This window comes from Sphingopyxis solisilvae, assembly GCF_015475875.1.
GTDB classification, from domain to species: domain Bacteria; phylum Pseudomonadota; class Alphaproteobacteria; order Sphingomonadales; family Sphingomonadaceae; genus Sphingopyxis; species Sphingopyxis solisilvae.
On record NZ_JADKYM010000014.1, the window covers coordinates 56,510 to 82,311 of the forward strand.

21 protein-coding genes and 1 pseudogene are annotated in these 25,802 nt (G+C 65.4%); 11 read left to right on the plus strand and 11 right to left on the minus strand.

Annotated elements, in window-relative coordinates:
- Positions 1 to 100: 100 nt before the first annotated feature.
- A pseudogene (locus tag IR187_RS17170) lies at positions 101 to 220 on the plus strand (PEPxxWA-CTERM sorting domain-containing protein); the annotation flags it as partial.
- Between the two features lie 858 nt (positions 221 to 1,078).
- Here the strand turns inward: IR187_RS17170 and IR187_RS11255 are convergent.
- Positions 1,079 to 1,708, minus strand: a complete 630-nt coding sequence (locus IR187_RS11255; protein ID WP_194954706.1) for a PEPxxWA-CTERM sorting domain-containing protein — start codon at positions 1,706 to 1,708, stop codon at positions 1,079 to 1,081.
- 672 nt (positions 1,709 to 2,380) lie between these two features.
- Entirely contained in the window at positions 2,381 to 3,244 is an 864-nt protein-coding gene (gene galU, locus IR187_RS11260; protein WP_194953930.1) for a UTP--glucose-1-phosphate uridylyltransferase GalU, read from the minus strand.
- Positions 3,245 to 3,346: 102 nt separating this feature from the next.
- On the opposite strand from galU, the gene IR187_RS16840 reads away from it, so the two are divergent.
- The 7 genes from IR187_RS16840 (at position 3,347) to IR187_RS11295 (ending at position 12,972) form a co-directional block, all read left to right on the plus strand.
- Positions 3,347 to 3,751, plus strand: coding sequence for an XrtV sorting system accessory protein (locus tag IR187_RS16840; protein ID WP_228765838.1), 405 nt, complete (start codon positions 3,347 to 3,349; stop codon positions 3,749 to 3,751).
- 255 nt (positions 3,752 to 4,006) lie between these two features.
- Positions 4,007 to 6,340 (plus strand): beta propeller repeat protein, encoded by a 2,334-nt coding sequence (locus IR187_RS11270; RefSeq protein ID WP_194954707.1) that lies wholly within the window; start codon positions 4,007 to 4,009, stop codon positions 6,338 to 6,340.
- Complete coding sequence (locus tag IR187_RS11275) at positions 6,337 to 7,752, plus strand: exopolysaccharide biosynthesis polyprenyl glycosylphosphotransferase (protein ID WP_194954708.1); 1,416 nt, start codon at positions 6,337 to 6,339, stop codon at positions 7,750 to 7,752. Before IR187_RS11270 ends, IR187_RS11275 begins: the two co-directional genes overlap by 4 nt.
- A 120-nt stretch (positions 7,753 to 7,872) precedes the next feature.
- A complete protein-coding gene (locus IR187_RS11280; protein WP_194954709.1) occupies positions 7,873 to 9,225 on the plus strand; it encodes an O-antigen ligase family protein in 1,353 nt (450 codons plus the stop codon).
- A 180-nt stretch (positions 9,226 to 9,405) separates the two neighbouring features.
- The gene (locus IR187_RS11285; RefSeq protein WP_194954710.1) at positions 9,406 to 10,830 is read left to right on the plus strand and encodes an oligosaccharide flippase family protein; all 1,425 of its coding nucleotides are present in this window, start codon (positions 9,406 to 9,408) and stop codon (positions 10,828 to 10,830) included.
- Entirely contained in the window at positions 10,823 to 11,791 is a 969-nt protein-coding gene (locus IR187_RS11290; protein WP_194954711.1) for a glycosyltransferase, read from the plus strand. Before IR187_RS11285 ends, IR187_RS11290 begins: the two co-directional genes overlap by 8 nt.
- On the plus strand, positions 11,788 to 12,972 hold the full coding sequence (locus tag IR187_RS11295) for a glycosyltransferase family 4 protein (RefSeq protein ID WP_194954712.1): 1,185 nt from the start codon (positions 11,788 to 11,790) through the stop codon (positions 12,970 to 12,972). Before IR187_RS11290 ends, IR187_RS11295 begins: the two co-directional genes overlap by 4 nt.
- A gap of 142 nt (positions 12,973 to 13,114) precedes the next feature.
- Here IR187_RS11295 and IR187_RS11300 read toward each other — a convergent pair whose 3' ends face one another.
- The 5 genes from IR187_RS11300 to IR187_RS11320 all read right to left on the minus strand — a co-directional run bounded on the left by IR187_RS11300 (position 13,115) and on the right by IR187_RS11320 (position 18,535).
- Positions 13,115 to 14,149, minus strand: a complete 1,035-nt coding sequence (locus IR187_RS11300; RefSeq protein WP_194954713.1) for a glycosyltransferase — start codon at positions 14,147 to 14,149, stop codon at positions 13,115 to 13,117.
- A gap of 217 nt (positions 14,150 to 14,366) precedes the next feature.
- The gene (locus IR187_RS11305; protein WP_194954714.1) at positions 14,367 to 15,161 is read right to left on the minus strand and encodes a CpsD/CapB family tyrosine-protein kinase; all 795 of its coding nucleotides are present in this window, start codon (positions 15,159 to 15,161) and stop codon (positions 14,367 to 14,369) included.
- Positions 15,162 to 15,186: 25 nt separating this feature from the next.
- Entirely contained in the window at positions 15,187 to 16,620 is a 1,434-nt protein-coding gene (locus IR187_RS11310; RefSeq protein WP_194954715.1) for a GumC domain-containing protein, read from the minus strand.
- An 11-nt stretch (positions 16,621 to 16,631) separates the two neighbouring features.
- A complete protein-coding gene (locus IR187_RS11315; RefSeq protein WP_194954716.1) occupies positions 16,632 to 17,837 on the minus strand; it encodes a hypothetical protein in 1,206 nt (401 codons plus the stop codon).
- Between the two features lie 20 nt (positions 17,838 to 17,857).
- Positions 17,858 to 18,535 carry a polysaccharide biosynthesis/export family protein gene (locus IR187_RS11320; protein WP_194954717.1) on the minus strand — a complete coding sequence of 226 codons (678 nt, stop codon included), beginning with the start codon at positions 18,533 to 18,535 and terminating at the stop codon, positions 17,858 to 17,860.
- A 100-nt stretch (positions 18,536 to 18,635) separates the two neighbouring features.
- Here IR187_RS11320 and IR187_RS11325 point away from each other — a divergent pair, with 100 nt between their 5' ends.
- Positions 18,636 to 20,207, plus strand: a complete 1,572-nt coding sequence (locus IR187_RS11325; protein WP_194954718.1) for a tetratricopeptide repeat protein — start codon at positions 18,636 to 18,638, stop codon at positions 20,205 to 20,207.
- Positions 20,204 to 21,001, plus strand: coding sequence for a WecB/TagA/CpsF family glycosyltransferase (locus tag IR187_RS11330; RefSeq protein WP_194954719.1), 798 nt, complete (start codon positions 20,204 to 20,206; stop codon positions 20,999 to 21,001). Before IR187_RS11325 ends, IR187_RS11330 begins: the two co-directional genes overlap by 4 nt.
- Here IR187_RS11330 and IR187_RS11335 read toward each other — a convergent pair.
- On the minus strand, positions 20,946 to 22,127 hold the full coding sequence (locus IR187_RS11335) for a glycosyltransferase family 2 protein (RefSeq protein WP_194954720.1): 1,182 nt from the start codon (positions 22,125 to 22,127) through the stop codon (positions 20,946 to 20,948). The two genes, IR187_RS11330 and IR187_RS11335, sit on opposite strands and share 56 nt — an antisense overlap.
- A gap of 144 nt (positions 22,128 to 22,271) precedes the next feature.
- Here IR187_RS11335 and IR187_RS11340 point away from each other — a divergent pair, with 144 nt between their 5' ends.
- Entirely contained in the window at positions 22,272 to 23,228 is a 957-nt protein-coding gene (locus tag IR187_RS11340) for a UDP-glucuronic acid decarboxylase family protein (RefSeq protein WP_194954721.1), read from the plus strand.
- Here the strand turns inward: IR187_RS11340 and IR187_RS11345 are convergent.
- The 3 genes from IR187_RS11345 to IR187_RS11355 form a co-directional block, all read right to left on the minus strand.
- Positions 23,217 to 24,311, minus strand: coding sequence for a glycosyltransferase family 4 protein (locus tag IR187_RS11345; RefSeq protein WP_194954722.1), 1,095 nt, complete (start codon positions 24,309 to 24,311; stop codon positions 23,217 to 23,219). The two genes, IR187_RS11340 and IR187_RS11345, sit on opposite strands and share 12 nt — an antisense overlap.
- Positions 24,308 to 24,790, minus strand: coding sequence for a hypothetical protein (locus IR187_RS11350; protein WP_194954723.1), 483 nt, complete (start codon positions 24,788 to 24,790; stop codon positions 24,308 to 24,310). Before IR187_RS11350 ends, IR187_RS11345 begins: the two co-directional genes overlap by 4 nt.
- A gap of 165 nt (positions 24,791 to 24,955) precedes the next feature.
- Complete coding sequence (locus tag IR187_RS11355; RefSeq protein WP_194954724.1) at positions 24,956 to 25,801, minus strand: hypothetical protein; 846 nt, start codon at positions 25,799 to 25,801, stop codon at positions 24,956 to 24,958.
- Position 25,802 lies beyond the last annotated feature (1 nt).

Sequence of the window (25,802 nt, forward strand, 5' to 3'; positions counted from 1 at the left end):
CGATGCCTCGGACGTATCGCTGAGCAATGGTTTGCTCACCCTCGATTTCCGCGGAACGAGCTGGCAGGCGAGCAGCACCGCGTCGATCGCACTCGCGACCGCTGCCGCGGTTCCGGAACCCGCGACCTGGGCGACGATGCTGCTTGGTTTCGGGCTGATCGGCGGCATCATGCGCCGCCGTCGTAGCCACCCCGTGAAGCACCAGCTCGCCATCGCCTGATTTCGCACGATCGCAGCGCCGGCGATCCTGCCGGCACGACGATTGTTTCTGACCCGGTGAAAGGCCGTTCCTGCCGGAGCGGCCTTTTCGCTCGTTCCGGATCCCAAGCTGGTCGATCGCGTGACGTACAATTGGTCTGGCGCACCGGGCACGCGCGCCCGGTCGGTGGAAGCTATCTCAAGCAAAGATAGTTGATGGCTCTAGGCGGATTGCCGCCAGCATGTCGGCGCTCTCTCTATCTAATATGGTGATGGCACTCGGTCCTACCGCAGTCGCATGCGCGAGCGGCGAGGGGTCTGCTCGGCACCTGCTCGGTAGCCGGTTATGTTCCGCTTCCTTGTCGGCCGCAGGGCGAACGGGATCGCCGCGCCTCCCGGGGCACCGCCTGCTGAGGTCGGGGGATCGGCGCGCTGCCATATCGGGCCCGGACCAGATGGTGAGGAGGTAGCCAGAACGCGTTTCAGGCGAGGCAGGTCGATTGGGGCGCGATGGGCCCGGCTATCCGAGGCGCATCCGACGCATCAGAGCTACACTGGCAGAATCGTTAACGGCGTCGGCGCGTCAGTGCTTGGTCGGCGCGCGCCATTTTGGGCAACGCGCACCGGCTCGCGCTCGGGCGGGGCGGGCTTTGGAAGGTTGCGGTCCCGGGACGTTGCGAGCGGTGATCCGCTTCGCGGTGCGACATGCCTTCATGTCGGTACGGAACGGTCGGGCTAGGTAGACCGGGCGCGAAAAGAACTTCGGCAGCTGCACCGTAGGGTGGACGCAGCTGCCGAAGACGGGGGTTGCAAAGGAAGAGCCGCTGCGATGTGGACTGTCGCAGGGTGCCTTTCACCCGATTTTATGCGGTGCGCTCGCTCAGGCGAAACGTACCCGGACGCTGTCCGCGCGGCGGCGGCGCATGCCGAAACCGATCGCACCGAAACCGATGAGCATCAGCGCCCAGGTCGCGGGTTCCGGAACGGCGGCAGCCGACGTCATGCGGAACTGGCGAACATCCTGCACCGTCGCACCATTGGCGAACGACATGGTGACGCTCTGGAAGGTGCCGTTGAAGGCGTTGAAGAAGTTCTGGCCGTTCTGGCTAAGGTCGTAGAGCGTCGTCACCAGGCCGTCGCTGTCGCCGCCCGAGAAGGTGAAGAACACGTCGCCGTTGGTGAGCGCGTTGATGTTGAATTCGAGCGCGCTGATCAGACCATCGTTGAAGGTGAAGGTCAGCGGATTGTTGAGGACGCCATCGGTTGCGGTGACACGGGCAGCACCATTGGCAGGCAGCGAAAGCGATTCGGTCGAAGTCAGCGTGACCGTGCCGGACGCATTGTTCAGCGTGCCAGTAACCGAGGTGCCGGTGTCGCCCGTATTCAGCAGCACGTTCGAATCGGGATTGGCGACGCAGCCGCCGCCCAGACAGATGGTGACAGCTGCCGATGCCGGAACGCTTGCCCCGATCAATGCGGCTGCTGCAGTCAGTTTAATCAAATTACGCATCGTAGCGCTCCTTACCCTGGATTAGGATGCGACCCCAAATTCCGTCGTTGGTGTGATAAGGCTTTCTTAACACCATGTAACAACGAGAGTCGAATCCTCGGCGGCGGTTTTTTGCACCGATGTCTTGAAATGAAACACTAGTTTCGACACGCTCGATGCCGAAAGCGGGCGCGGTTGGCTGACGTCAAAATGTCGGGTGAGGCGGCATTTGGGAGCGAACGGGAGCCGGCCGCGTCGCCGTCTTGGTCGCTCAGCATCCCGAATCGCACGGGATTCCGCGCCTGGACGACGCGCAGTCGGTTGGCGCGACCTGTAACAAAAAAGATAACAAATGCCGAAGGGCGGCAGGAGTTTTGGCGGCGCCCACGTCCTTCGCGACCGCTGCAACGGCGGGGGCAACCTTCGGCCTTAACCAAGGATTTTTTTTTGCGGCTCGCCGATCGGGACCGTGCGGACAGGTTCGGACGCGCGACTCGCGAGTCGCTACCGTCCGAGTCGCTGCGCACGGGGCGCCCGCGACGGAGACCTATTCGCCAATGACCATTATCCCGGGAACGTCGCGATGTCCCGGGTCGGCAATGTGCTAGTATAGCTGCCGGAAAGGGGGGGGGGCAGCTCGGGTTCGCCAGGTGCAGGGCGCGCTGTGCGACCCTCTGGCCGCCGACCGCGGGATTATTTCAGCAGATCGATCGCAAAGGCGCGCACTTCGTCGGCCATGTCGGGACGTTCGAGCGCGACCGCCAGATTGGCCTGGATATACCCGGCCTTCGATCCGCAATCGTACCGCGCACCGTCGAACGTCACCGCGTGGAACGGCTGGTTGCCGATCATCGTCGCCATCGCGTCGGTCAGCTGGATCTCGCCGCCCGCGCCCTTTTCCTGTCCTTCCAGCACCCGCATCACCTCGGGTTGCAGGATATAGCGGCCCGAAATGATCAGGTTCGACGGCGCGTCGGCGACCGCGGGCTTTTCGACCAGCCCCTTGACCTCGGTCAGCGCCCCGTCGCGCCCGCCGGGGGCGATCACGCCATAGCTCGACACCTGCTCGCGCGGCACTTCGAGCACCGAGATCAGGTTGCCGCCAACCTTGTGATACGCGTCGACCATCTGCTTCATGCAGCCGGGCGATCCGTGCATGAACTCGTCGGGCAGGAAGATCGCAAAGGGCTCGTCGCCGACGATATCGCGCGCACACCAGATCGCATGCCCCAGCCCCATCGGCTCCTGCTGGCGGACATAGGCGCAATTGCCGGGGCCAAGCCGCGTCGGCGCCAGCACCGACAGGTCCTTGCCGCGCTCGGACATCGTCTTTTCCAGCTCGAACGCGATGTCGAAATGATCCTCGATCGCGCTCTTGCCGCGCCCGGTGACAAAGATCATCTGCTCGATCCCCGCCTCGCGGGCCTCGTCGACGGCGTACTGAATCAGCGGGCGGTCGACGATCGGGAGCATCTCCTTGGGGATCGCCTTGGTCGCGGGCAAAAAGCGGGTGCCGAGACCGGCGACGGGAAAAACGGCTTTGCGGATCGGTTTCATAAGCAGCGGCTTAGCCTCAAAAATTGAAAATTAACATGAAGCATTCACGTGCCGGGCCGGTAGCGCCGGTTGCTCCGCGATCGCCGTTGCAAGGAGCATATCTTGCAATGCGCCTTGCAACCGGAGCGACTGCCATCGCTGCGGGCCATTAACCCGATGGGCATATATCGCCACTATCCCGCGCCTTGCGGGCCTGCTAATGTCGGCCCGTCGGAAAACATGGGCAGGCTTGACGGCGGCCCTGCGATGGGAGGGCAAGAGGTGGAAACTTTCTGGGACTGGATCACCGTCTTCGCATTCGCCGGGCTCGCGACCCTGCTGCTGCAACGCTCCGCCGAGGAAGAGCCGCGTGACGAGCTATGGCAATATGCGCCGCCCGCGGTCGGCTGCGCGATCGTGAACTATATCGGCAACGAAGGCTATCACGCGCCGGCCGCCGTCCTGTTCGTCGCTGTCATTGTCTATATTTTCAAGGTGCTGAAGGTTCCCGTTCCCTTTCTCAAATAGCTCCGGCGGGCACGCTCGGCCTGGCCTGTCGAAGCGGCCATCGACAACTTAACATCGGCGAAACAATCCGGTAAAGCTCAGGCGGGCCCTTCGGGGGGACGCGCGAAGACGAGCGCCGCGCGAGACAAGGCGATAACGGGCTATGGCAAAAGGATCCGGCCTCGGCGAACGAGGATGCAGCGTCGCGGCGGAGCGCGCCGGCCGGTCGCCGCTTCGCCGGTACCGCGCCCGTCCTGACCTTCGCGGTTCGTGCGGATGACGGAGGTTGCGGGCCCCGGGAAAGGTCGCGGGCGCAGCCGCACGGCGGCCCCGGCAACGCCCCAATGGTCGTTTGCGCCCGCGCCGATCGGCGCCGGCGGCGGTTTTGTCACCGGGGTCGATATCGCCAGTGACGGCTCGCGCATGGTCTGCAACACCGACGTCTTCAACGGCTATATCCGCGAAGCCGGGGACACGCACTGGCGCCATCTGCTGCGCCGGGACAATCTGCCCGCCGCCGATTATGACCCGAGACCCGACCATGGCAAGGTGCTGCGCGCGAAGTCGGCGGGGGGCGCCAACAACGGCAGCTATTGCACCCGTATCGCCCCCTCGGATCCGCGCACCATCTACACCGCGTGGAACGGGCTTCTCTACCGGTCGGACGATGCCGGCGCGAGCTTCCGGCGGACGGCCCTGCCGCCAAAGGCGTTCCTCGCCGATACCGGGCCGTCACGCCGCTTCAACCGGTCGATCGACATCCATCCGCGCGACCCCGGCCGGCTCCTCGTCGGAACCAACGGCGATGGTTGTTATGCCTCCGGCGACGGATTTCGGACCTACCAGCGCCTCGATCTTCCCGACACCGCCCGCGACTTCAGCGACACGCCGGGCCGCTACCTTGTCGCCTGGGGCAAGGATGGCAGCGCGTGGGTCCATGTCTTCGGGGTCGGTCTCTATCATTCGGCCGCGGGTATCGGGGGGCAGTTTCTGTTTGCCGGCGGTCCGGCCACCGCATCCTGTCTCGTCGCCGCCGCCGACGGGGCGGTCTATGTCTGCCAGTTCCGGACCAGCGCCGCCCAGATCCCCGATGCCCTGCACATTCTGCGCGGCGGAACCTGGCGCCGGGCACCGGGCACACTCAACGCCGATCAGGTCGCGGTCAGTCCGTTCGATCCGCTGCATCTCATATGGGTCAACGAGAATGGCGGTCAATGGTGGCAGAGCCGCGACGGCGGCGCGAGCTCGACCGAATTCGGCAAGCAGCAGCGCGGGCGAGGGGAGAGCGACTGGTTGTCGAACAGCGACAAGGCGCTCTTTCCGGCGCAGATCCTCTTCGATCCGGTGCGCGAAGGGCGCCTCTGGATCGCCGAAGGCGTCGGTATCAACTATTGCGACCTGCCGGCCGCTCCGGCCCGTCCGGTCGTCATCCAGGACTTCAACGCGGGCATTTCGGAATTTGTCGCGACCTGCGGGCTCTCGACCTCGGCGCAGGCCGCCCTTTTGCTCGGCGTCATGGACAAGGGGGTGTGGCAGGTCACCGACAGCGCAAACAACGGCTGGGCTTACAGCCCCCCGCCGGGACGGTCGGTCAACGCCAGCGCTGTCGTCCATCTGCGCAGCATCGACCATGCGCTCGACGATCCCGAATTTGTCGTCGGCCTGTTCCAGCAGGATGGCGGTAACGGCTGGTCGGACGACTGGGGCCGCTCTTTCACCCCTTTTCCTCCGCCGGCGGGCCGTCCCGGCTGGGCGCCCGGCGGCGATTGCGCCGTCTCGACGCGCGACAATATCATCATCGCGGAAGGCAATCGCGGCGGTGCCTGGTGGACCAAAAATGGCGGTCGCACGAGCGAGGACTGGCATCCGGTCGCCTTTGGCGGCTATTCGCCGGTCACCGACTGGCTCAACGCCTATTATGTCCACCGCGACTGCATCGCCGCCGACAAGACGCGGCCGGGGGTGTTTGCCGCGCTGGTGAACAATATCTACAAGCTGGCCGACAACAGCGATGCCATCGGCCGCGATATTGCCGGCCTGTGGCTCAATCGCAACGGCGGCGAGGGCGACTGGGAGCAGCGCATCAAGGGAACGATCGCTCCGCTGGGATCGCAGCAGCATACACGCAGCCAGTTCTGGCAGGCACGGCTCGCGTATGTTCCAGGACATAGCGGTGAACTTCTCTACGCCAATTGTGAAGCGAGCAACCGCTACGATCAACTATTGTGGCTTGAGGGCGACGGCGCGAGGGTGCGCGGACTGCCCGCCTATCGCCTGAGCGCCTTTGACTTCGGCATGCCGGCCCCCGGAGCGACGCGCCCGGCGGTCTATTTTTATGGTGTGTCGGGCGGTGTCCAGGGACTTTATGTCAGTTTTGACTGGTTTACGACCAAGCCGCTCCTGATCAGCCGGTTCCCAAACAACAGCATCGACACGGTTGCCATCGGCCTCGGGCTTGTCGCCGACAGGCATCGCTTCGGCCGCTGTTATCTGGGGTTCGGCGGCAATGGCTGGGTGCGCGCCGACCTGCAACCCGGCGCTGCCGAGGCGCTGGCAACCCATTCTCCACATTTAGCGGCTATGCCGGCATTTGAGCAGGCAAGGGCATGACGAAATTGGACGCGAAACTTTCCCCGGACAAGATTGCGCAACGCAGCGTTGGCGAGCCCGCGGCCCCCGCCGGTTATTTTCTCGCCACCGCGCGCGACAAGCGGACCTTTCTTTACCTGCTGTCGCTGCTGCTCGACATCCTGTCGCTCGTCGCGGGATATCTTGTGGCTTTGCAATGGCGCGACGAACAATGGCTGGCGGCAGGGGGCCAGTCGATCATCTATATCGCGCTGCCGATCTTCATCATGTTCGAAATCGCCCGCGAGGCGCAGGACAGCGAGACGCTCGCGAACCGGCTCGCCGCGATCCAGCGCTCGCTCGGCGCGCTCGGGGCGACCGCGATCGTCGTCATCGGCATGGGCTTTTTGTTCAAATCGGAAGATATCTCGCGCCTCGGCCTTGCCGTGACGTTCGGCGCGGCCGCCGTCTTTGTCATTGCCTCGAAATTCCTTATCGACGCATTGGCCAAAAAAATGATCGGCGCCGCGGTCGTCTCGACGATCCTCATCCTCGATGGCTTGCCCGCACGGCCCGAACCGCATGCCGATGTTGTCGATGTGACCGGAGACGATCTCTGGCCCGACCTCGATCGTCCCGACAAGATCGACCACCTCTCGCGGCTCATCTCCCCCTATGACCGGGTGATCGTTGCGTGCCGGTTCGAGCATCGTCCGGCGTGGGCGACCTTCCTCAGGGGCCATGATGTCGGCGGCGAGATCCTCTTCGATCGCGACCATCTCCATGGCGCGGTGGCGATCGGACAATATGACGATCGCGACACGATCATTCTCTCGCGCGGCCCGCTCGATCTCATGAACCGTATCCAGAAGCGGGCGCTCGATCTGGTTGTGGCGAGCCTGGCATCGATCCTGCTGCTGCCGCTGCTGCTGCTGGTCGCGCTCGCGATCCGCCTTGAATCGCCGGGGCCGGTGCTGTTCCGACAGCTGCGCGTCGGCCAGGGCAACCGGCAATTTCGCATCTTCAAATTCCGCTCGATGCACGTCGAGCGCAGCGATGCCGACGGTCACCGCTCGGCGTCGCGCGCCGACGACCGGATCACGCGCGTCGGGCGGATCATCCGCCGGACCAGCATTGACGAATTGCCGCAGCTGCTCAACGTCCTGCGCGGCGAGATGAGCATGGTCGGCCCGCGGCCCCACGCCCTGGGCTCGACGGCGGGAGACGAATTGTTCTGGCACGCCTCGCAGCAATATTGGCTGCGGCACGCCCTCAAACCCGGCATCACCGGACTTGCGCAAATCCGCGGCTTCCGCGGGGCTACCGAACAGGTCGAGGATCTCGCGCGCCGGGTGCGCTGCGACCTTGAATATCTCTCGAACTGGTCCTTGTGGGGCGATATTGCGATCATGCTGAAGACGATCCGCGTCGTCATCCATAAAAATGCCTATTGATATGCCGCGGCAAAGCCGGTGACCGGCTCCCGCCGAGGCCTTGCCGCGCCGGCGCGGATGATGCCGCGCGGCCCTTCGCTGCCGGTTGGCAGCACCCGTCGATTCTTCTAGGCGTCGCTGATGCGCATCGTCGGTATCTTGCTAGTCCTGTTGTCGATTCCGGCCTTCATCGCTTGGCTGCGCCTCTATCCGCGCCAGCGCAAATGGGCTTATCTCGCCATCGGGCTGCTTCCCTTCGTTATCGGCGCCTTCAACCTCGATGCAGCGCTGCTCAACTGGGACGGCTGGCCCGGTTATGTCAAAGGCATGGTCGTCTCGCTGCTCGACACGCTCGCCTTCGCCATTCTTGTCACCAGCAGGCGGCCTTTTGCCGGGCTGCCACTGCTCGGCGTGTTCCTGTTCTATATTTTGGCAGCCTGTGTCTCGGTGGCCGTCTCGACCTTGCCGATGAGCTCGGCCTTTTATGCCTTTCAGCTACTTCGCGTCCTCCTCGTCTTCGCAGCCGTCGCAAGTTTCGCCGGCCAGCCGGGGGCGGTACGCTGGCTGTGTATCGGTCTTGCGCTCGGCGCGATATTCCAGGGCGTGATGACCATCGAGCAGAAATTTTCCGGCGCGGTCCAGGCCAGCGGCACGATGGGGCACCAGAATCTTCTCGGCCTGATGCTGCATTTTGTCACTCTGCCGCTGCTCGCGCTGCTCCTCGCCGGCGAGCGCAACAAGCTCATCATGCTCGGCGTGCTCGCTGCGCTGATCGCGGTTGCCCTCGGCGTGTCGCGCGGGGCGATCGGCTTTGTCGCGCTCGGGATCGCCTTGCTGTTCCTGTTATCGATGGTGCGGCGGGCTACCGCGCACAAATGGAAGATCGTCGGACTTGCCGTCCTCGCGATGGCGGTCGTGGTCCCGATTACCGTCTCCAGTATTCAGGAACGCTTCGTCAGTCGTTCGGTGTACGAGGGCCCGGATGGCGAACGGCTTGCGTTCGAGCGCGCCGCACAGATGATGTGGGACGACCATCCGCTCGGGGTCGGCGCCAATCAATATGTCGTCACCGCCAATGCCCAGGGCTATTCGGCGCGGGCAGGCGTGATCTGGAATTATGCGAGCCGATCGACCAATGTTCATCATCTATACCTGCTGACCGGCGCCGAGATGGGATGGCTCGGCTTCATCGCGCTGCTCGCGTTTCTCGCCTGGCCGGTGGCGCGCGGGTTCCATTTCGCCTTCCTTCACCGCCGCGATCCGCGGGGCGACGTCGTGCTCGGCGCGAGCATTGCGATATTTGTCACGGCGTTGCACGGCTTGATCGAATGGGTGCTGGTTACCGGACATGCGCAATATGTTCTCGCCATTTCGATGGGCATCATCGCCGGCAGCATCCGCCAGCATCGCCGCGAACTGGTTGCGCGAAGACAAGCGAAGGCGGCGCGCCGACCGGTCGCGGCGCCCGCGGTGAAGCGCCATGTCGCAGCATAGCCGGTGTGAGCCCGCCGCGCCCCGCGCCGCTTATTTCCGGGCATGGCCTCTGCCGCGAGGCCGGGTGCCCCTGTCCGTCGGCCCCGGCGCTGCCGGGCGCCGTGCCGCAGCGCTCCTTCGGATAATCCCGAACCGCTGTCCGGTCCACGCCCGCATCGTGGACGAAGACAAGTCTGCCAGGTGACGGAACCCCGCAAACCTGCCGCACCGGCCGCCGGCCGCTGGTTCGCCGCAGTGCGGGGCTTCGCCGGGTCGCGCCAGGCGCTTTTCGGTGCGGCTGGCTGGATCACCCTCACTTATGTTGCGCAGCAGTTCCTCCGCCTCTTCACCAATATCATCCTCGCCTGGCTGCTGGCTCCGGCCCTGCTCGGCACCATGCTCCTGATCAATACGCTGCGCACTGCAGGGGAACTGCTGACCGACGTCGGGGTCGGACAAAGCATCGTCAACAACCGGCGCGGCAACGAGCCGGCCTTCTACAACACGGCCTGGACCATCCAGATCGTGCGCGGCTTGATCCTGTATGTCATCGCGATGGCGCTCACTGTTCCGATCGCGCGCGGCTACGACAATCCCGAACTTCTTGTCCTCCTTCCCGCGGTGGCCCCGGTCTTCATCCTCACCGGCCTCACCTCGCCATCGCGCTTCCTGCTGCAAAAGCAGCTCGAAATCCGCAAGCTCGCGCTTTTCGATTTGGCCTCGGCGGTGTTTGGCGCGCTCGTCCAGATCGCGCTGGCTTATTATATGCCAACGATCTGGGCCCTCATTTGGGGATTGTTGATCGGTACCGCAGTGCCCGCTGTCGCGAGCTTCTTCCTGATCGACTGGCGTTCGCACCATTTGCGCTGGGAAGGAGAGGCGGTTCGCGCCATTCTTCACTTCGGCAAATGGATCTTTTTCTCGTCGCTCATCTACTTCCTCGCGATGAATTTCGACCGCCTCTATTTCGCCAGCGCGGTCTCGCTGACCCTGCTCGGGATTTACGGTATTGCGCGCACATTTGCCGACACCGTCGTCCAGTTTTTCCAGCGCATTGGCAATCTGCTGATTTTTCCCAAGGTCTCGGCCACCGCCCAACGCGGCCAAGATCTCCAGCGCGCCATCCGTCCGGTACGGCTGGCAACCCTGCTGCTGGCGGCGGTGAGCCTCGCTTTCGCGGTCGCGATCGCCGATATCTTTGTCTATTTCGTCTATGACCCGCGCTACCACGCCGCCGGCCTGATCCTTGCCATCCTGCTTTTCGGTAGCTGGTTCGGAATTCTCGCTGCCATCGCCGACGCCATGATGATGGGGATCGGCAAACCTTCGGTCGTCGCGTTCAGCAATGCGGGCAAGCTCGCCGTCATCGTCGTTGCCCTGACCTGGGTCCTGCCGCGTTACGGCATGAATGCCGCCTTGCTTGCATTTGTCTTCGCCGACGCGGTCCGATATGCGATGCTGGCGTGGCAGAAGCGCAGCGTCGGGCTGAGCTTTCTTCGCCAGGATGCCGCTTTGACCATATTGTTCGTCCTGTTGATCATATTCTTTCGCGAAGCCACGATGCTGGCAGGATGGACCACGGGGGTCGGGGGATGGCTCGAACAGGCGCGGCAGCCCTATGAATAGCAACCTCAAAATGGGGATCGTCGCAATCGGCCGCAACGAGGGCGAGCGCCTGAAGCAGTGTCTACGCTCGATCCCCGCCGACATTCCCGTGGCCTATGTCGACAGTGCCTCGAGCGACGGCAGCGCGGCGTTCGCGCGAAGCATGAAGGCGATTGTCGTCGAACTCGATCTTGCAACCCCCTTTACCGCGGCCCGGGCGCGCAACGCCGGCCGCGATGCGCTTCTCGATCAATGGCCCCATCTGAAATATATCCAGTTCGTCGACGGCGACTGCGAGTTTGAACCGGGATGGCTTTCGGAAGCGATGCAGTTTCTCGAACAGGAGCCGTCGGCGGCGGTCGTGTGCGGCCGTCGCCGCGAGCGCTATCCCGAGCGCAGCATTTATAACCGGATGTGCGACCGCGAATGGAATACACCGATCGGCGAGGCCGATGCATGCGGCGGAGATGCCATGTTCCGCGTGTCCGCGCTCGCGCAGCTGCGCGGCTATGATCCCAAAATGATCGCGGGAGAGGAACCCGAGCTTTGCCACCGGCTCCGCGGTCTGGGCTGGCGGATCTGGCGGATCGACTGTCCGATGACGATCCATGACGCCGACATGCATCGGCCCCGGCAATGGTGGCGCCGCACCATACGCAGCGGTTTTGGCTATGCCCAGGTCTGGAACAAGACACGGGCGGGGGGCGAGGACCCTCTCTATGCGCGCCAGCTCATCAGCGCGCTGTTCTGGACCTTCGGTGTTACCGCGATCGGACTGGCTGCGGCGCTCATCACCGGCCCGCTGGGGCTGCTCGCTGCACCCTTGCTGTGGATCATCCAACTCGCGCGCCTGGCACGACGCGGCGGGATCATTTGGGCTGCCCATCTGCTTGCTGGCAAATTTGCCGAGACGATCGGCATCCTTCGCTTTCTGCTCACAAGCCTGCGCGGACGCAGCCAGGGCGCGATTTTCTACAAATGATCCCGATCGCCTATCTGGTAAGCGAGTATGACGCTCCGTCGCATACCTTTGTCCGCCGCGAAGTTGCGGCCTTGCGCGCGCAGGGTCTCGAGATTGTTCCGTTCAGCGTCCGGCGCGGGGAAACGGGGCCCAGCGAAGCCGTAACGCTGCTCGGCCGCTCGTCCTTCGCCTATCTCGCCGCATTAGGGCGGGCGTTGCTGACCCGGCCAAGGCGGACGGCCGCCGTCTGGTGGCTGGCCCAGCGTCACCGGCCCCCCGGCTGGAGAGCCTTGTTGTGGGCCCAGTTTCATTTCGTCGAAGCGGTGCTCCTCGCCTCGATGCTCGAAGCATCAGGCGCAAGGCGGCTCCACGTCCATTTTGCCAACAGCGGCGCAACAGTCGGGATGCTCGCCGCCGAGCTTGCGCGCCTGCCCTGGAGTCTGACGCTCCACGGCATTTCCGAAACCGATTATCCGGCAGGGCTGCTGCTGGCCGCGAAGATCGAGCGGGCGTCGTTCGTCGCCTGTGCGAGCTATTTCATGCGCGCCCAGGCGATGCGGTTGGTGGATGCCGGGCATTGGGCAAAAATGAGCGTCGTGCGCTGCGGGATCGATCTTGCGGCCCTGCCGGCGCCCCCGCCGTCCGCCACCGGCCCAGCCGCCCGGATCGTCTGTGTCGGGCGCCTGTCACCCGAAAAAGGCTATGACGGGCTGCTTGGTGCGCTGGCGGCGACCGCCGCAGCCGGCGCCGAGTTTGAAGTCGAAGTCATTGGCGGCGGCCCGCTTCTCGAACCTTTGCGGGCACGGGCGGCGGCGCTGGGTCTTGGCGGCCGCGTCCGCTTTGGCGGAGCGATGGGCGAAACCGACACGCTCGCCCGGATCGCCGCGGCCGACTTTCTTGTCCTGCCGAGCCTCATGGAAGGGCTCCCGGTGGTCTTGATGGAAGCAATGGCGCTCGGCAAGCCGGTGGTCGCGAGCCGCGTCGCCGGCATTCCCGAGCTGGTGGAAGACGGACTCTCGGGATTCATGTTTGCACCCTCGGACTGGGAGGAGCTTGCCGCGCAACTGGCGCGAATGATGGCGGCGCGCGGCGACTGGGCCGCGATGGGACGACATGGCCGGCAGCGGGTGGAAGCGGCGTTTTGCGCCGATGGTGCGGCAGCGCAAATGGCGCAGCTATTCGCCGGTTCGCCCGGCCGCTGAGCGCGGCCTGGCGGCTTTGATCGGTCCGGATCGTCAGGCTTTTCGGGCGGCGCCAGCGACGGCGAGCGGGTTCGGCGATCTGCCGATCGCCCGCTGCCCTGTGGCAGCCCGTCCCGGCAATGCGCTCCGTCGCAAGCCGCGCCTACCAGTAATCGGCGGCATGCCGGCGTTTCAGGATGCGGTTCGCGCGCAGGCCGGGCCAAAGTCCGAGCAGGCTGGCCGCCACCGAAAAGGGCAGGCGCACGAGGAGCGCGCCGAAGCCGACGCCGCGCAGATTGTGGAGACGCCAGGTCAGCATGCGCGGTGGCAGCACCCAGAATTTGTCCGCGACGCGACTTTCGATCAAGCGGTCCACCCACTGCGGATCGCGCTCGTTACGCTCCCTGATAAATTGGCCGACATGCTCGCTATGCACTCCGCCCCACAAATATTCGCAGATCCAGCCATTGATAATCGTTCCGACCGTCATGCGTGTCTCGTGGCGGAAGAAGCCGGTGATCGAGTGCGCTTCGAAATAATGCGTGGGGCGGGGGACCTGCGCAACCAGGGCGTGATTGGGCAGCCGCGAGAAGCCGTCGGTGTGAATCATCGCCGACAGCAAGCCATCCTCGCCGGGGGTGGGGACGGGGAGCCAGATCTTGCGCAATTCGGCCATGCGGGCGGCGTAAAGCGACCCGTTGATCGCATGCGACGTGACCGACTGTTCCGAGACGATCAGCGAAAAACGGTCGACCAGCGACTTGCGGGGCTTTTTGGCAATATCTTTCACCGGCTGACCGGATACCGCCACCAGCGAGGAGGCACCGGCCAGCTGCGTCACCATCTCCTCGAGCACCCGGTCGTCGACCAGTTCGATATCCGCATCGACAAAAATGGCGATATCGCCGTCGGCATCGAGCAACTCGTGCACCGCGAGGTTCCACGAGCGGGCTTTGCCGCCAAGCGGCGTCTCGTGGATCAACAGCGCCGTCGTCGCATGCCGTTTGAAGGCGGCGCGAAAAGCCGTGTCGGCGGCCGAAGCTGTGTCGTCCGTGCAGCCATTGGCGACGACGACGATCTGAAACCGGTTCGGCGTTGTGAACAGCGTCTGGCTGGCGAGCTGCGATGCGAGCCGTTCGACGACCGCGCCTTCGTTGCGCGCGATCACGCATATCGAGAATTTCAAGCCCTGGACCATTGAAACTTCTCTAGCATGTCACGGTCGGGCTGCAATTGGCGGACGTTCCGGCCGACCCGAGGTCCGGCGCCGGGGCGGCGCAAAATATATGGGGGTGATGCCACGTCATCGCGTCACTGCCCTCGCGGCGAAGGGGATCAGGCGGTGCCGGCCCGGTGCCGACGAGGATTTGCCGAATCGCCCGCATGCCATGGTTCGAACCGGAGCAACGCTACGCCTACTCCGGTTCCCGATCATAATATTTACTGTAATCCGGCCCGCCATAGCCATAGCCGTAACTGTCACCAAGGCCGCCGCGATAGCGGTTCAGGATCGAGCCGACGCATGGGGTCGGATAGAGCATCGACATGACGTCCTGCACATGACGCTTCGTCGTCTTGCCCGAATCGACGACCAGGACGAAGCCGTCGAGCTGCGCGAGGCTGATCATTGCATCGTCGTTTGCAAAGGCCGGCGGGAGGTCAAACAGCACGATCGCGGCATCGCTTTGGTCGCGAAGCGTCGCGATCAGCTGCGAAAATCTTTCTCCGGCAAGTAGTTCGGCGGTGTTGTTCGCGCGGCGTATCGCCGGAAAGATACAAAGATTGGTGCCCTCGATGCGGCGACCGATGGCGGCAAGGTCATCGACGCTGCCCTCAAGATAGCTCTCGATACCATGGTCGGGCTCAAGCCCGATCTCCTCCCCGAGCGATGCGCGCCGGATATCGAGATCGACAAGATACACCGGTTCGTCGACCACGCGCGCCAGCGAGCTGGCGAGGTTCATCGACAGGAAGGATTTGCCGGCCGCCGGCGTTGCCGAGGTGACCCCGACGAGGCGGTGGCCCTCCTCCTTCAGTTTCTTGGCGAAGCTGGTCCGCAGCAGGTTGAACGGCCGCGCGCGCGCGTCGCGCGCGTCGAAGCCGATGATCCGGTGCTTGCGGATAGCGGTGACCGGCGGCGTGAAAATCTCCAGCCGGTCGCTGGCGAGCAGAACCGGATCGGTGGCAGGCGGTGTATCGGTTTCAGCCATGGAAGAACCTTTGAAAAGTCGCCATTCAGCGCCGGAACCGGGAAGGCAGAAAGCGGCGCCAGCCCTGGGGGCGCTTCGCGCTTACCTCAATAACCGGAATGATGCCGAGCGGCGGCGCCCCGAGGATCGCCTTGAGCGCCGCGGGATCGCGGATCGGGCGCAGCAGGAACTCGACGGCAAGCGCCAGCGCGAAGCCGAGCCCGATGCCGCCGCCGATGCCGATCGCCGCGATCAGCCAGCGATTGGGCCAGCTCGGCTGATCGGGAATCACCGGGGGCTCGATCACCGAAAGCCTTTCGGCCATCTGTTCATCCTCGGCGCGAACCCCGGCGCGCGCCGCCATCAATTGGCTCTGCACCTGCTCGTATCGCGTGTTGAGCGCGGTCAGGCGCTGCTGCAATTCGCCAAGTTGCTGCTGGACGAGCGGAGCACGCGCCTGCGCCGCGAGCTGCGAATTGACCTGCGCGGTCTCTCCTGCTTTCGCCGCGCGCAGCGCCGCAATCTGGGCATTGTTGAACTGGATCTGCTCCTCGATCGTCTCCAGCGGCAGTTTCGCGCTATTGTCCTTCGCCAGCTTTCTCGCTTCGGCAAGCGCCTGTTTGGCGATCACGACGTCGGGATGCGTCTCGGCATAGACCGCCCGCGCCGCCGCCAGCCGCTGCTCGGCGCCGGTGACGACCGGGTCGCGCTGGTCGCTGGTTGCGGCGATGTTGCGCTGCTGCAGGAGGAGTTGGTTGTCGCGCTGCAGCGCCGCGATCTGGACATCGTAGCTTCCCGTGCCGCCGCCCATGACCATCGTGCCGCCGGCGAGCACATTGCCATTGCGGGCGTTGATCTGCGCAATCTGCGACTGCAGCGTCGCAATCTGCGTTTCGAGCCCGGCCGACTGGTCCGAGAGAAATTGGACCGTGTTGGTCGCCTGCTCGGCATTGCCGCGCGCATCGAGCTGCAGCACGCGGTCCATCAGGTCCTGCGCCACCGCCTGCGTCTGCTGCGGCTGCGAATATTCATAGGCGAGTTCGAAGGCGATCGCGCGATTTTCGGTGCCATTGCCCGGAAGCGTCATTTCGGTCGGGGTCAGCGTGATCGACTCGCGCATCTGGTCGAGGATCTCGGAAAGCGGCGTGCTCTGCCGCTTGCTGGCGTAGAGGCCGTGCCGTTCGATCAGCTGGATGAGGTCGGGACGCGCGGTTATCTGCTGGCGGATCGCGGCAATCCGGCGATCGACCATATTGCCGCTGTCGAGGCCAATGACCTCCTTGGGAAGCTGCGGCGATTCGACGAGCATGATCGCGTTTGCCCGATAGGTCGCGGGGATCAGCAGCGCCGCGGCCGCGGCCGCGACGATGCCGAGCAGCGCCGGTACGATGATGAACCAGCGACGCTGCGACAGGATTACCGGTAACTGCTGCAGGAAATTGCCGCCGGTACCGCCTTCGTCCGCCGGCGTGTCAAACATGATTTCATCCACTAGCGGCGTTTCCCCAGCTTGAACGTCAGGCCGCCCATCAGCGCATAATTGGCGCGGCGCGGCAGCACATCGTCGAAGATCTTCGAATAGCTCGGCGTCACGGTCAAAGCGACACGGTCGCCAAGATCGCGGCTGTAAGTTGCCGACGCCCCGACAAAGTCGGTCACCCGGACCAGCGGCAGGCCGACGCCATCCTCGTTGGTGCGGCCGTAGCGGGCACCGAATGACAGGCGATCGACGCGGCTGAGACGGGCGTCATAGTTGATCGACGCCGTGGTCACCGTCGAGACGCCGCCGAGTGCGGTCGGCTGTGCACTGCGGCCCGCCGACAGGCAGAAGGACCGGTTGGGGGAGCGATCGCAGAGACCGGCGCTGCCGGCAAAGGTAACCCGGTTGCTGTAGCCGCCCCCGATATTCGTGCGCACATAGGAAATGCCGGCATCGGCCGAGATGCTGACCTGGTCGCTGAGCTGATGCTGAACGCCGATGCGCGGCGAGACGATCTTGCTGTCGCCGGTCCGGCGGCCAAGATAATCGACCGCGCCCAGCTGGGCGCCCACGGTGACGCTGGTGCGCACCGCGACCTGACGCTGATAATCGACATAGGCCGAAGCGCTGCGATAGTCGAAACCGCTATTGCCGTCGATGTAGGTGCCCGCGAGCTCGACCCCTGCGCCGACCGCGCTTCTTTCGTCGAGCAGATGCGAGATGGAAACCCCGGTCTCGATCGTCGTGACCCGCGACCGCGTCCCCGCCAGTGTCGTATCGATCACCGGCAGCCCCGGGGGGAAGAGCGGAATCGTGCCGTCGCCCGGAGCACCGAGGAAAATCAGCCCGTCGCGCGTCGTCGAGCGCGACGTGCGCGCTGCGGCAGAGAGCCTGAGCTTGGTGCGCGGGTCAAGATTCCGGATCGTCGCCGCATCGAGTGCAGCCGACACATCGGTGCCATAACGCTGCAGATATTGGCTCAGCCTCAGATCGCCCGACAATCGCGTTTCGCCCCGCTCGTCCGGGACGAGCAGGGTCGGCGAGATGCCGAGCGTCACCGATGCGGCGGTTTTCGGATTGGCAAGCAGGAAGGGGTTACTCGATACGCCGCCCGTCACCGACACATCGGCGCTGAACTCCGGTTCCGACTGCGCGGCTGCCGGAACAGCGCTCAGTCCGCATGCCGCCACCATCATGGCGGAGATGAAATTCCGCATTTGCCGGGCCCCCCTTGGCATCAACGCACGATGACCGTGTCGCCTGTTTCAATCTGAACGATATTGCCCCCGGCAACATCGCGCGTATCGCCGGCAAGACGGAACAGCGACGCCAGCTTCACGTTGAGCGTGCTGAGCTGGCTTCCCGCCTTGCGGATCACCAGCACATTGTCGAGGTTGGCGAACTCGCTCGGACCTCCGGCCATGCTCAATGCCTCGAGCACATTGACATAACGGCCCGGGCTGAAGGTGCCGGGCGCCTTGACCCGGCCCATCACTGAAAACTGCATGCCCGACGGCACGAGGACCGATACCGTCACTTGCGGCACCGCGCCGACATATTGGGCGCTGAGCCCCGTCGTGATCAGCGCTTCGATTTCCGAAGGCAGATAGCCTTGCACGCGGATCTGCCCGACCAGCGGGAAAGCGATGGTGCCGTCGGGCAGGACCTTGACCTTGCGTTGCAGCCGCTCCTCGCCCCACACATAGATTTCGAGCTCGTCGCCGGCATTGATGCGGTAGGTGGAAGCGGCGGCGGGCCGGGGCACCGCGCGGGCGGGCGCGCTGGCGGCGGTCGGCGCCGTCACGGTCGGCGTCGTTGCGGGCTGGGCGGCGCCCGTGTCGGGCGTCTGTGCCTGCGCCAGCGGCGCTGCGGCAATGGCCGCGGCAAGCGCCAGGGTAAGCGAGCGTCTAATCATTCAGGAACACCTCGAGTGAGCGGTCGACAGTCAGTTATCGTGCACTATAAGGTGACCCATGCTCTTTGGCTACCTCGTTAACCCTCGGTTTTCAGCGCTGTTGCCCCAGTCTGGGATCGCCCCGTCGCGGACCGCTGCACGGCTTTTCCCGATACTGCTGATCGCGCTCCTGCTCGGCGGTTGCGGACGCTCGGACGCTGCGGCTGCCGCGGACGCGGCGCGCGCGCAGGCGCTCCTCGAACAGAACCGGATCGTCGAGGCGCGGCTCGCGATCCGCGACGCCATCGAGGTGCGCGACGACGAACCGCAGTTCCACATCCTGCGCGGGCGGATCGAAATGGCGGCCCAGTCGCTGTCGGGCGCCTTCGATGCCTACAGCGATGCGATGTCGCTCGATTCGACCAACATGGAGGCGCTGCAGGCCGTATCGCAGCTCGGCCTCCAGACCGGTCATTTCCGCCAGTCGCTCGAGGCGACCGACGCAATCCTTGCCCTGTCGCCCGACGAGCCCGGCGCCTTGCTGATGCGCGGGCTCCATGCCGTCATCCGCAAGCGTTTCGACGAGGCCGACGGCTTCGCCGATCGTATCCTCGCCCGCAACCCTGCCGACGAGGGCGGTGTGATCCTCAAGGCGCGGATCGCGGTGCGCAAGGGCACGCCGCAACGCGCGCTCGAGGTGCTCGCGCCCTATGGCGCGGCCAAACCCAACACCGCGGGCGTCGTGATGACGCGGCTCGAAGTCTATCGGGCGATGCGCGATGCCGCGGGGATGCGCAGCCAGTTCGCCCTGCTGCGCACCCTCGTCCCCGACAACCCCGACCTTCGCCTCGACGAAGCCAATTTTGCGTTCAAGGACGGCCGCCCCCGGGACGGCCATGCGATACTCGTCGCGCTCCTTGCGGACCCGGCGACCGAACGCGGCAGGGTCGCAAATATTCTCGCCATATGGCGGGAATATTCCGGCGCCGGACCGGGCGACGCCGAACTCGCGCCGATCGCGCGAACCGGATCGACGGGGACGCGGCTCGCGGTGGCCGAATATCTCGCCTGGCACGGCCGCCTCGCGGCGGCAGGCCGGCTGGCCGAGGGCGCGGGCGCCGCCGAGCGCGCCGCGCTCGATGCCCTGATCCTGTCGCGCGAGCGGCGCTGGACCGCAGCGGAACAGCGCAGCAACGCCGTCCTGGCGCGCGACGAAACCGATTGTCTGGCGCTGACCGTTCGCGCCGAAGCGCGGCTCGAGGCCGGCGACCCGGTCGCGGCCCAGCGTTCCGCGCAGGTCGCTGCGGCACAATGTCCCGCGCAGCTTCAGGCGTGGAAAGCGCTGGCGGCCGCATATGAAGGGCGCGAGGATGCCGACAATGCGCGCCGGGCGTGGCGCGAGGGCGTCAATGCCAACCGGCAGGACGCCGAAATGGCAGGGGCGGCGGTTACCTGGCTCCTGCGGCGCGGCCAGGACCGCGAGGCGCTCGCCGTCGCGCGCCGGCTCACCCATGATGCCCCGGCGCTGCTCGGCGGCTGGCGCCTCTACCGCGCAACTTGCGACCGGCTGAAGGACCCCTGCGCCGCCGCCGCCGCCGCGGGGCTGCGCGATGCGGCGACGATATACGCCATCGACCTGCCGCCGGGGCAGGCGCTGCCCAACGGACTGTTCGGCCGGATCATCGTCCGGTGACCCGCCCCGACCCGGCCCGCTGGACCTTTCTCGATGTCGCCTTCGACCGGCTCGCGCCGGCCGCCGCCATCGCGCGGGTCGTCGATCTCGCCCGCGGCGATCGCTTTGCCTATGTGGTCACCCCCAATGTCGATCATATCGTCCAGCTCGAACGCAGCGGCGATCCCGAACTCGCCGCGGCTTATCGCGGCGCGGCGCTGTGCCTGTGCGACAGCCGTATCATCGCCCGGCTTGCCCGCTGGTCGGGCGGCAGCCTGCCCGTGGTCGCGGGGAGCGATCTGACCCGCGACCTGCTCGCGCATGGCCTTCCCGCCACGCAAATTGCCGTCGTTGGCGGCGACGCCGCGCTCCACCGCGCGCTCGCCGGCCTTTACCCGCGCTTCACCTGGGTCTTCCACACCCCGCCAATGGGCGTGCGGCGCAATCCCGCGGCGCGCGCGGCCATTGCCGAATTTGTCGAGCAAAGCGGCGCCGATGTCGTGTTTCTCGCGATCGGCGCCCCGCAGAGCGAAATTGTCTGTGCCGAAATCGGTGCGCGCGGGCGGGCGCGTGGCGTCGCCCTGTGCATCGGCGCCTCGCTCGAATTTCTCACCGGCGCGAAGCAGCGCGCGCCGCGCTGGATGCAGCGCGCCAGCCTCGAATGGCTCTATCGCCTCGGCAGCGAGCCGCGGCGCCTCTGGCGCCGCTACCTCGTCGACGGCCCGCGCATCTTTGCCATCTGGCGGCGCTGGCGCCGGATCAATCTTCCTCGCCCGCGCGCCGGGTCCGGTTCCAGCCCGTCTGGCGGCGCGTGAAAAAGCCGAGGTAGATCGGGATCTTCCAGAGCATGTAAAGCGGGACAAGGAGGAGCGCCTTGAGGGGCAGCTGGTCCCGGCCGTGGCGCCACCAGGCGGCGAGCAGCAGGGCGACGTCGAGCAGGAAGACCGCCGCCAGAATCTGGAACGGCAACCAATATTGTGCCGCGGCCCCCGCCGCGGCGGTGAAGGCAAGCCCGGCCAGCGCGAGCAACATCAGCAGCGCGAGCGGCGGGACGAGGAGATGCGCGCCGAGCGCCGCGCGGTGGCGCGAGGCAGCGGCGATCCCGCCAAGCAGCATCGGCAGTCCCTGCCGCGCCGCGGTGCGCAGGAAGCCATGTTCCCAGCGGCTGCGCTGCGCGCGGCTGCTTGCGAGCGCCGCTGCCGGGCTGGTGACGCGGGCGCCATCGTCAAGTTCGACCGCAATCCCCTGGCGCGCGAGCCACAGCCCAAGGCCGAGATCCTCGACGGCATCGCCGGTCGCGAGCGGCAAGGTCCGGAACAGCGGCCAGGCAAACGCCATCCCGGTGCCGAACAACAGCGCGCCGCCGCCGATGCGCACGAGCCCGCGCGCGCGGACGAGATTCTTGACCAGCATCGCAAAATTCGAGACCGCAACGATCGGCGATACGGTGCCCGCCGCGGTGAGCAAATTGGCTGCCTGCACCGGCCTGCCGGTGGCAATCGCGCGTGCCGCAAGGCGCTCGGCGCTGCCTGCCAACAGCCGGCAGTCGGCATCGACGACGATCACCGCATCGGGGGGATCTGGGGCAAGCTGGTCACGCCCGAAATCCAGGGCATAACCCTTGCCGCGGTGCTGCGGATCGGCGCGCTCGGCGACGCGCGCGCCGGCGGCGCGCGCCGTGGCCGCGGTGTCGTCGATGCAATTGTCGGCAATTACCATTATCTCCGCCGCCGGCGCGGCGGCCCCCAGTGCGGCGACCGTGGCGCCGATGTCCCGCGCTTCATTGTGCGCCGGGACGAGCAAAAGGATGCGCGCCCCCTTGGTCGTAGCAGCGGTCGTCGGCGTTCGAAGCGCGGCGAGCCCGAGCAGCAGCTCGCTGCCAAGATAGAGCAGCGAAAGGGCAAGGGGGAGCGCGACGAGCCAGGCGAGCAGTGCAATCATGGGCAACCCGGCTGTAGCGGCTCGTGCCGGAACGGCAAGATTATGCCGCCCGCCTGTCTCAAATCGCCACGTTTGCAATTGAGCGCTTTGCAAGCCGCCCGCACCCATTACCTGAAGCCCAAGACATTGGGGGAACGGGTAATTATGACGCGTCAATATTTCTCGGCCCGCCGGGTGCTGGTCACCGGCGGCGCGGGTTTTGTCGGATCGCATCTGATCGACCGGCTGATCGCTGCCGGCGACCAGGTCTTGTGCGTCGATAATCTGTTCACCGGCGCCAAAGCGAACATCGCGCATCTGCTCGGGCATCCGCGCTTCGAGTTCCTGCGCCACGATATCTGCTGGCCGCTGTTCGTCGAGGTCGATGCGATCTTCAATCTCGCCTGTCCGGCCTCGCCGATCCATTACCAGCACGACCCGGTGCAGACGACCAAGGTATCGGTGATCGGGTCGATCAACATGCTGGGCCTTGCGAAGCGGACGAAAATTCCGATCCTCCAGGCATCGACCAGCGAAGTCTATGGCGATCCGACGCAGCATCCGCAGACCGAGAGCTATTGGGGCAATGTCAATCCGATCGGCCTGCGCAGCTGCTATGACGAGGGCAAGCGCTGCGCCGAGACCCTGTTCTTCGACTATCACCGCCAGCATGGCATCAAGGTGAAGGTCGCGCGCATCTTCAACACCTACGGGCCGCGCATGCATCCCGCCGATGGCCGCGTGGTCTCGAATTTTGTCATGCAGGCGCTGCGCGGCGAGGATATCACCATCTTCGGCGACGGCTCGCAGACCCGCAGCTTCTGTTATGTCGACGATCTGGTCGAAGGTCTGCTGCGGCTCATGGGCACGCGCGATGGATTCACCGGACCGGTGAACATCGGCAATCCGGTCGAATTCACCATTCGCGAACTCGCCGAACTGGTCATCGAGCTGACCGGATCGCGCTCGAAACTTGTCCAGCTGCCGCTGCCCTCGGACGACCCCACCCAGCGCAAGCCCGACATTTCGCTCGCCCGTGCCGAACTCGACTGGGAGCCGTCAGTGCCGCTTCGCGCCGGGCTCGAGAAAACGATCGCCTATTTTCGCCAGCTAGCCAACTGAGTTACGCTCGGCGACCAGCGCGCCGATGAACTCCCGATATTGATCGGCGATCCTGGCCCAGGAAAATCGCTCGATGCCTTGCGGCTGGCCTTCGCGCAAACGCCCCCGCGCCAGCGCCGCCGCCAGCGTCTCGACCAGCACCGGCTGGTTCTCGGTGTCGCAAAGAAATTCACCGCTGTCGCCGAATATCCAGCGCAGGCGTTCGCTGTCATGGCCGACCACCGGCAGGCCGCTCGCCCACGCCTCGATGAAGACATTGCCGAAAGATTCGAGCAGCGACAGATGCAAAAAGGCATCGGCGGAGCGATAAAGCGCCGGCATGTCGCCCGCTGCAAGGCTGACCCGCTTGAACCGGTCCGGCAGCAGCCGTGCTGCCAGCGCCTCGCCTTCGCTCCGCAGCGGCCCGTCGCCCGCCACCACCAGATAGGCATCGCCGAGCTGGCTGACGGCACGGATGCCGTCGAGCACCCGCTTGGTCTCGATAAAGGCGCTGACCATCAGCACGATCGGCTTGTCGGCCGGTAGCCCGAGCCGGGCGCGCTCGTCGGCGCCCGGCCGGAAACGCTGGAGATCGACGCCATTGGGGACGAGCGTGCAGGGCCACTGACCGCGGTTGCGCGCGAGATAGTCGGGGTTGGTGCAGACGAGCCCGTCGCAGCGGAAGCTGCGATATTCCGAATTTGTCGCATAGGCCGGCCAATCGCCATTCTGGGTGACGAATATCTGCAAGGGGCGGCGGCGCGACGGGCGCCGTAGCGCCCAGTGGGTGAAGGGGAAGGAGCAAGTGACGACCGCGTCATAATCGCCGGGTCGGTAGGCAGCGAGCAGCCCGGGGACGAAGCTCGCATCCTCCCACGCCGTTTCGCTGCGCAGCGGCGGGAAAAAAGGGAAGCGCTCGAAACGCTCGCGCCTCACCGCGCCAACGCTGCGATATGTGTAAGCGGTATTTTCGCGCGCCGGCCCGGCCCCCATCACCGCGACGTCGTCACCGGTACGCGCGAGCGCATCGGCGACCGCGAGCAGCGCGACTTCGGCGCCGCGGTCGTAACGATGGAACCCGGGAAGGGCGAACAGCAATCTCATTGGGTCTTGGCTCCGCTGCGCCTGACCCCGAACAGGGCGGCAAGGATGGTGATTCCGCCCAGCAATGCCCAGAGCCAGCCAAGGACCGGCAGGCCGTGCGCCTCGCGGGAGAGAAGATCATCGATACCGCCAAGCGAGGCGGTGTCGACCAGAAAAAGCAGGGCGCTGAGCAAGGTTGCGGTTGCCGCACCCGAGCTGGAGCCCGTTTCCGCTGCGCGATTTGCTCTGGCGACCACAAGGAGACCAGCAGCGGCAAGGAACAGGATGATCGCCAGGTGCAGCATATTGAACGGGACCGAAAATTCGCCGATGCTGCGTGCGATCACGGCGGGCAAATCGTGCCGCCAGCCAAAGGCTGCCTCAATCGCGAAGCCGGCGTTTGCCAGGCCGAGCAGCGGCCATGGCCGCGTGCCCGCGGCAAGACTGGCCACACTCGCCAGGCCAAATGCCCAGATTCCGATCCATTGCACCATGTCCATCGCGCACCCTCCCGTGTGCCGTGACCATTGTGCATCGCCGCTCCGTGCGCGGCCCCTCGATTGGAGAAAGCGCTGCGGGCGCTATCATAGCCTGATTCTCGCAAACAGGCGAGCTTGCGTCGCCGGACGCGGGAGACGTCGGTCCCTCGCGCCCGGCGCGCGGGCCTATTTCTTGGCGGGAGCAGGTTTTGCCTTCTCGGCAGTCGGCGCGAATCCGTCCTGATACTCGATCTTTGCGGTCTCGCGGCTCTGCTTCAGGCGCTGCTGCACGGTTTCGGTCAGCTTTTGCTTGCGCAGCGCCTGGACCGCGATCGGCCGGGCCTGCTCGGTTGCGACGGGCTCCGAGCGTTCGGCCGTGATCACGCCGACCGTCACGACGCCATTTTCGGGAATGACAAAGGGCTCGCCCGGCGGCAGCGCACGGATCTGCGCCATCCGCTGCTGACCCAGCGACGCCGCGTCGACGAGCGGCTTGTCGCGACGGAACTGGATACCCATCTGCTGCAACCGCGCGGCGACGGCATCCATCGAATGATCGTCCTCGAGCGCCTTGAGCTGGTCGACATTCTGCGGCAGCGCGAACTGGATCCGGTCGATCGTCAGGACTTTGCGCTCGGCGAACATCAACGGATTGTCGGCAATGAACTTGTCGATTTCCTGTTGGTCGGGAACTTTCAGCGCCCGCTCGGCGCGCTGTCCCATGAGCTGGACGAGCAGCGCGTCGCGCAGCTGCCGCTCGCGCAGCAGATAATCGGGGGTCTTGTCGATGCCATCCTCGCGCGCCGCCTGCGCCAGAAGGCGGCGTTCGACAATGCGCTGCAGCGCCGTCTGCTGGACGACCTTCTTGTCGACGCCGTCCGGGACCGGCGTGCTGCCAAGCTCGGCATTGATTTCCTGCAAGGTAATCTCCTCGCCGTTGACGACGGCGGCGACCTGACCGGTCGCTTCCTTGCCGCAGCTGGCGACGAGCAGACTTCCAAGGACGACGGCAATAGCAGCACTTCGCTTCATG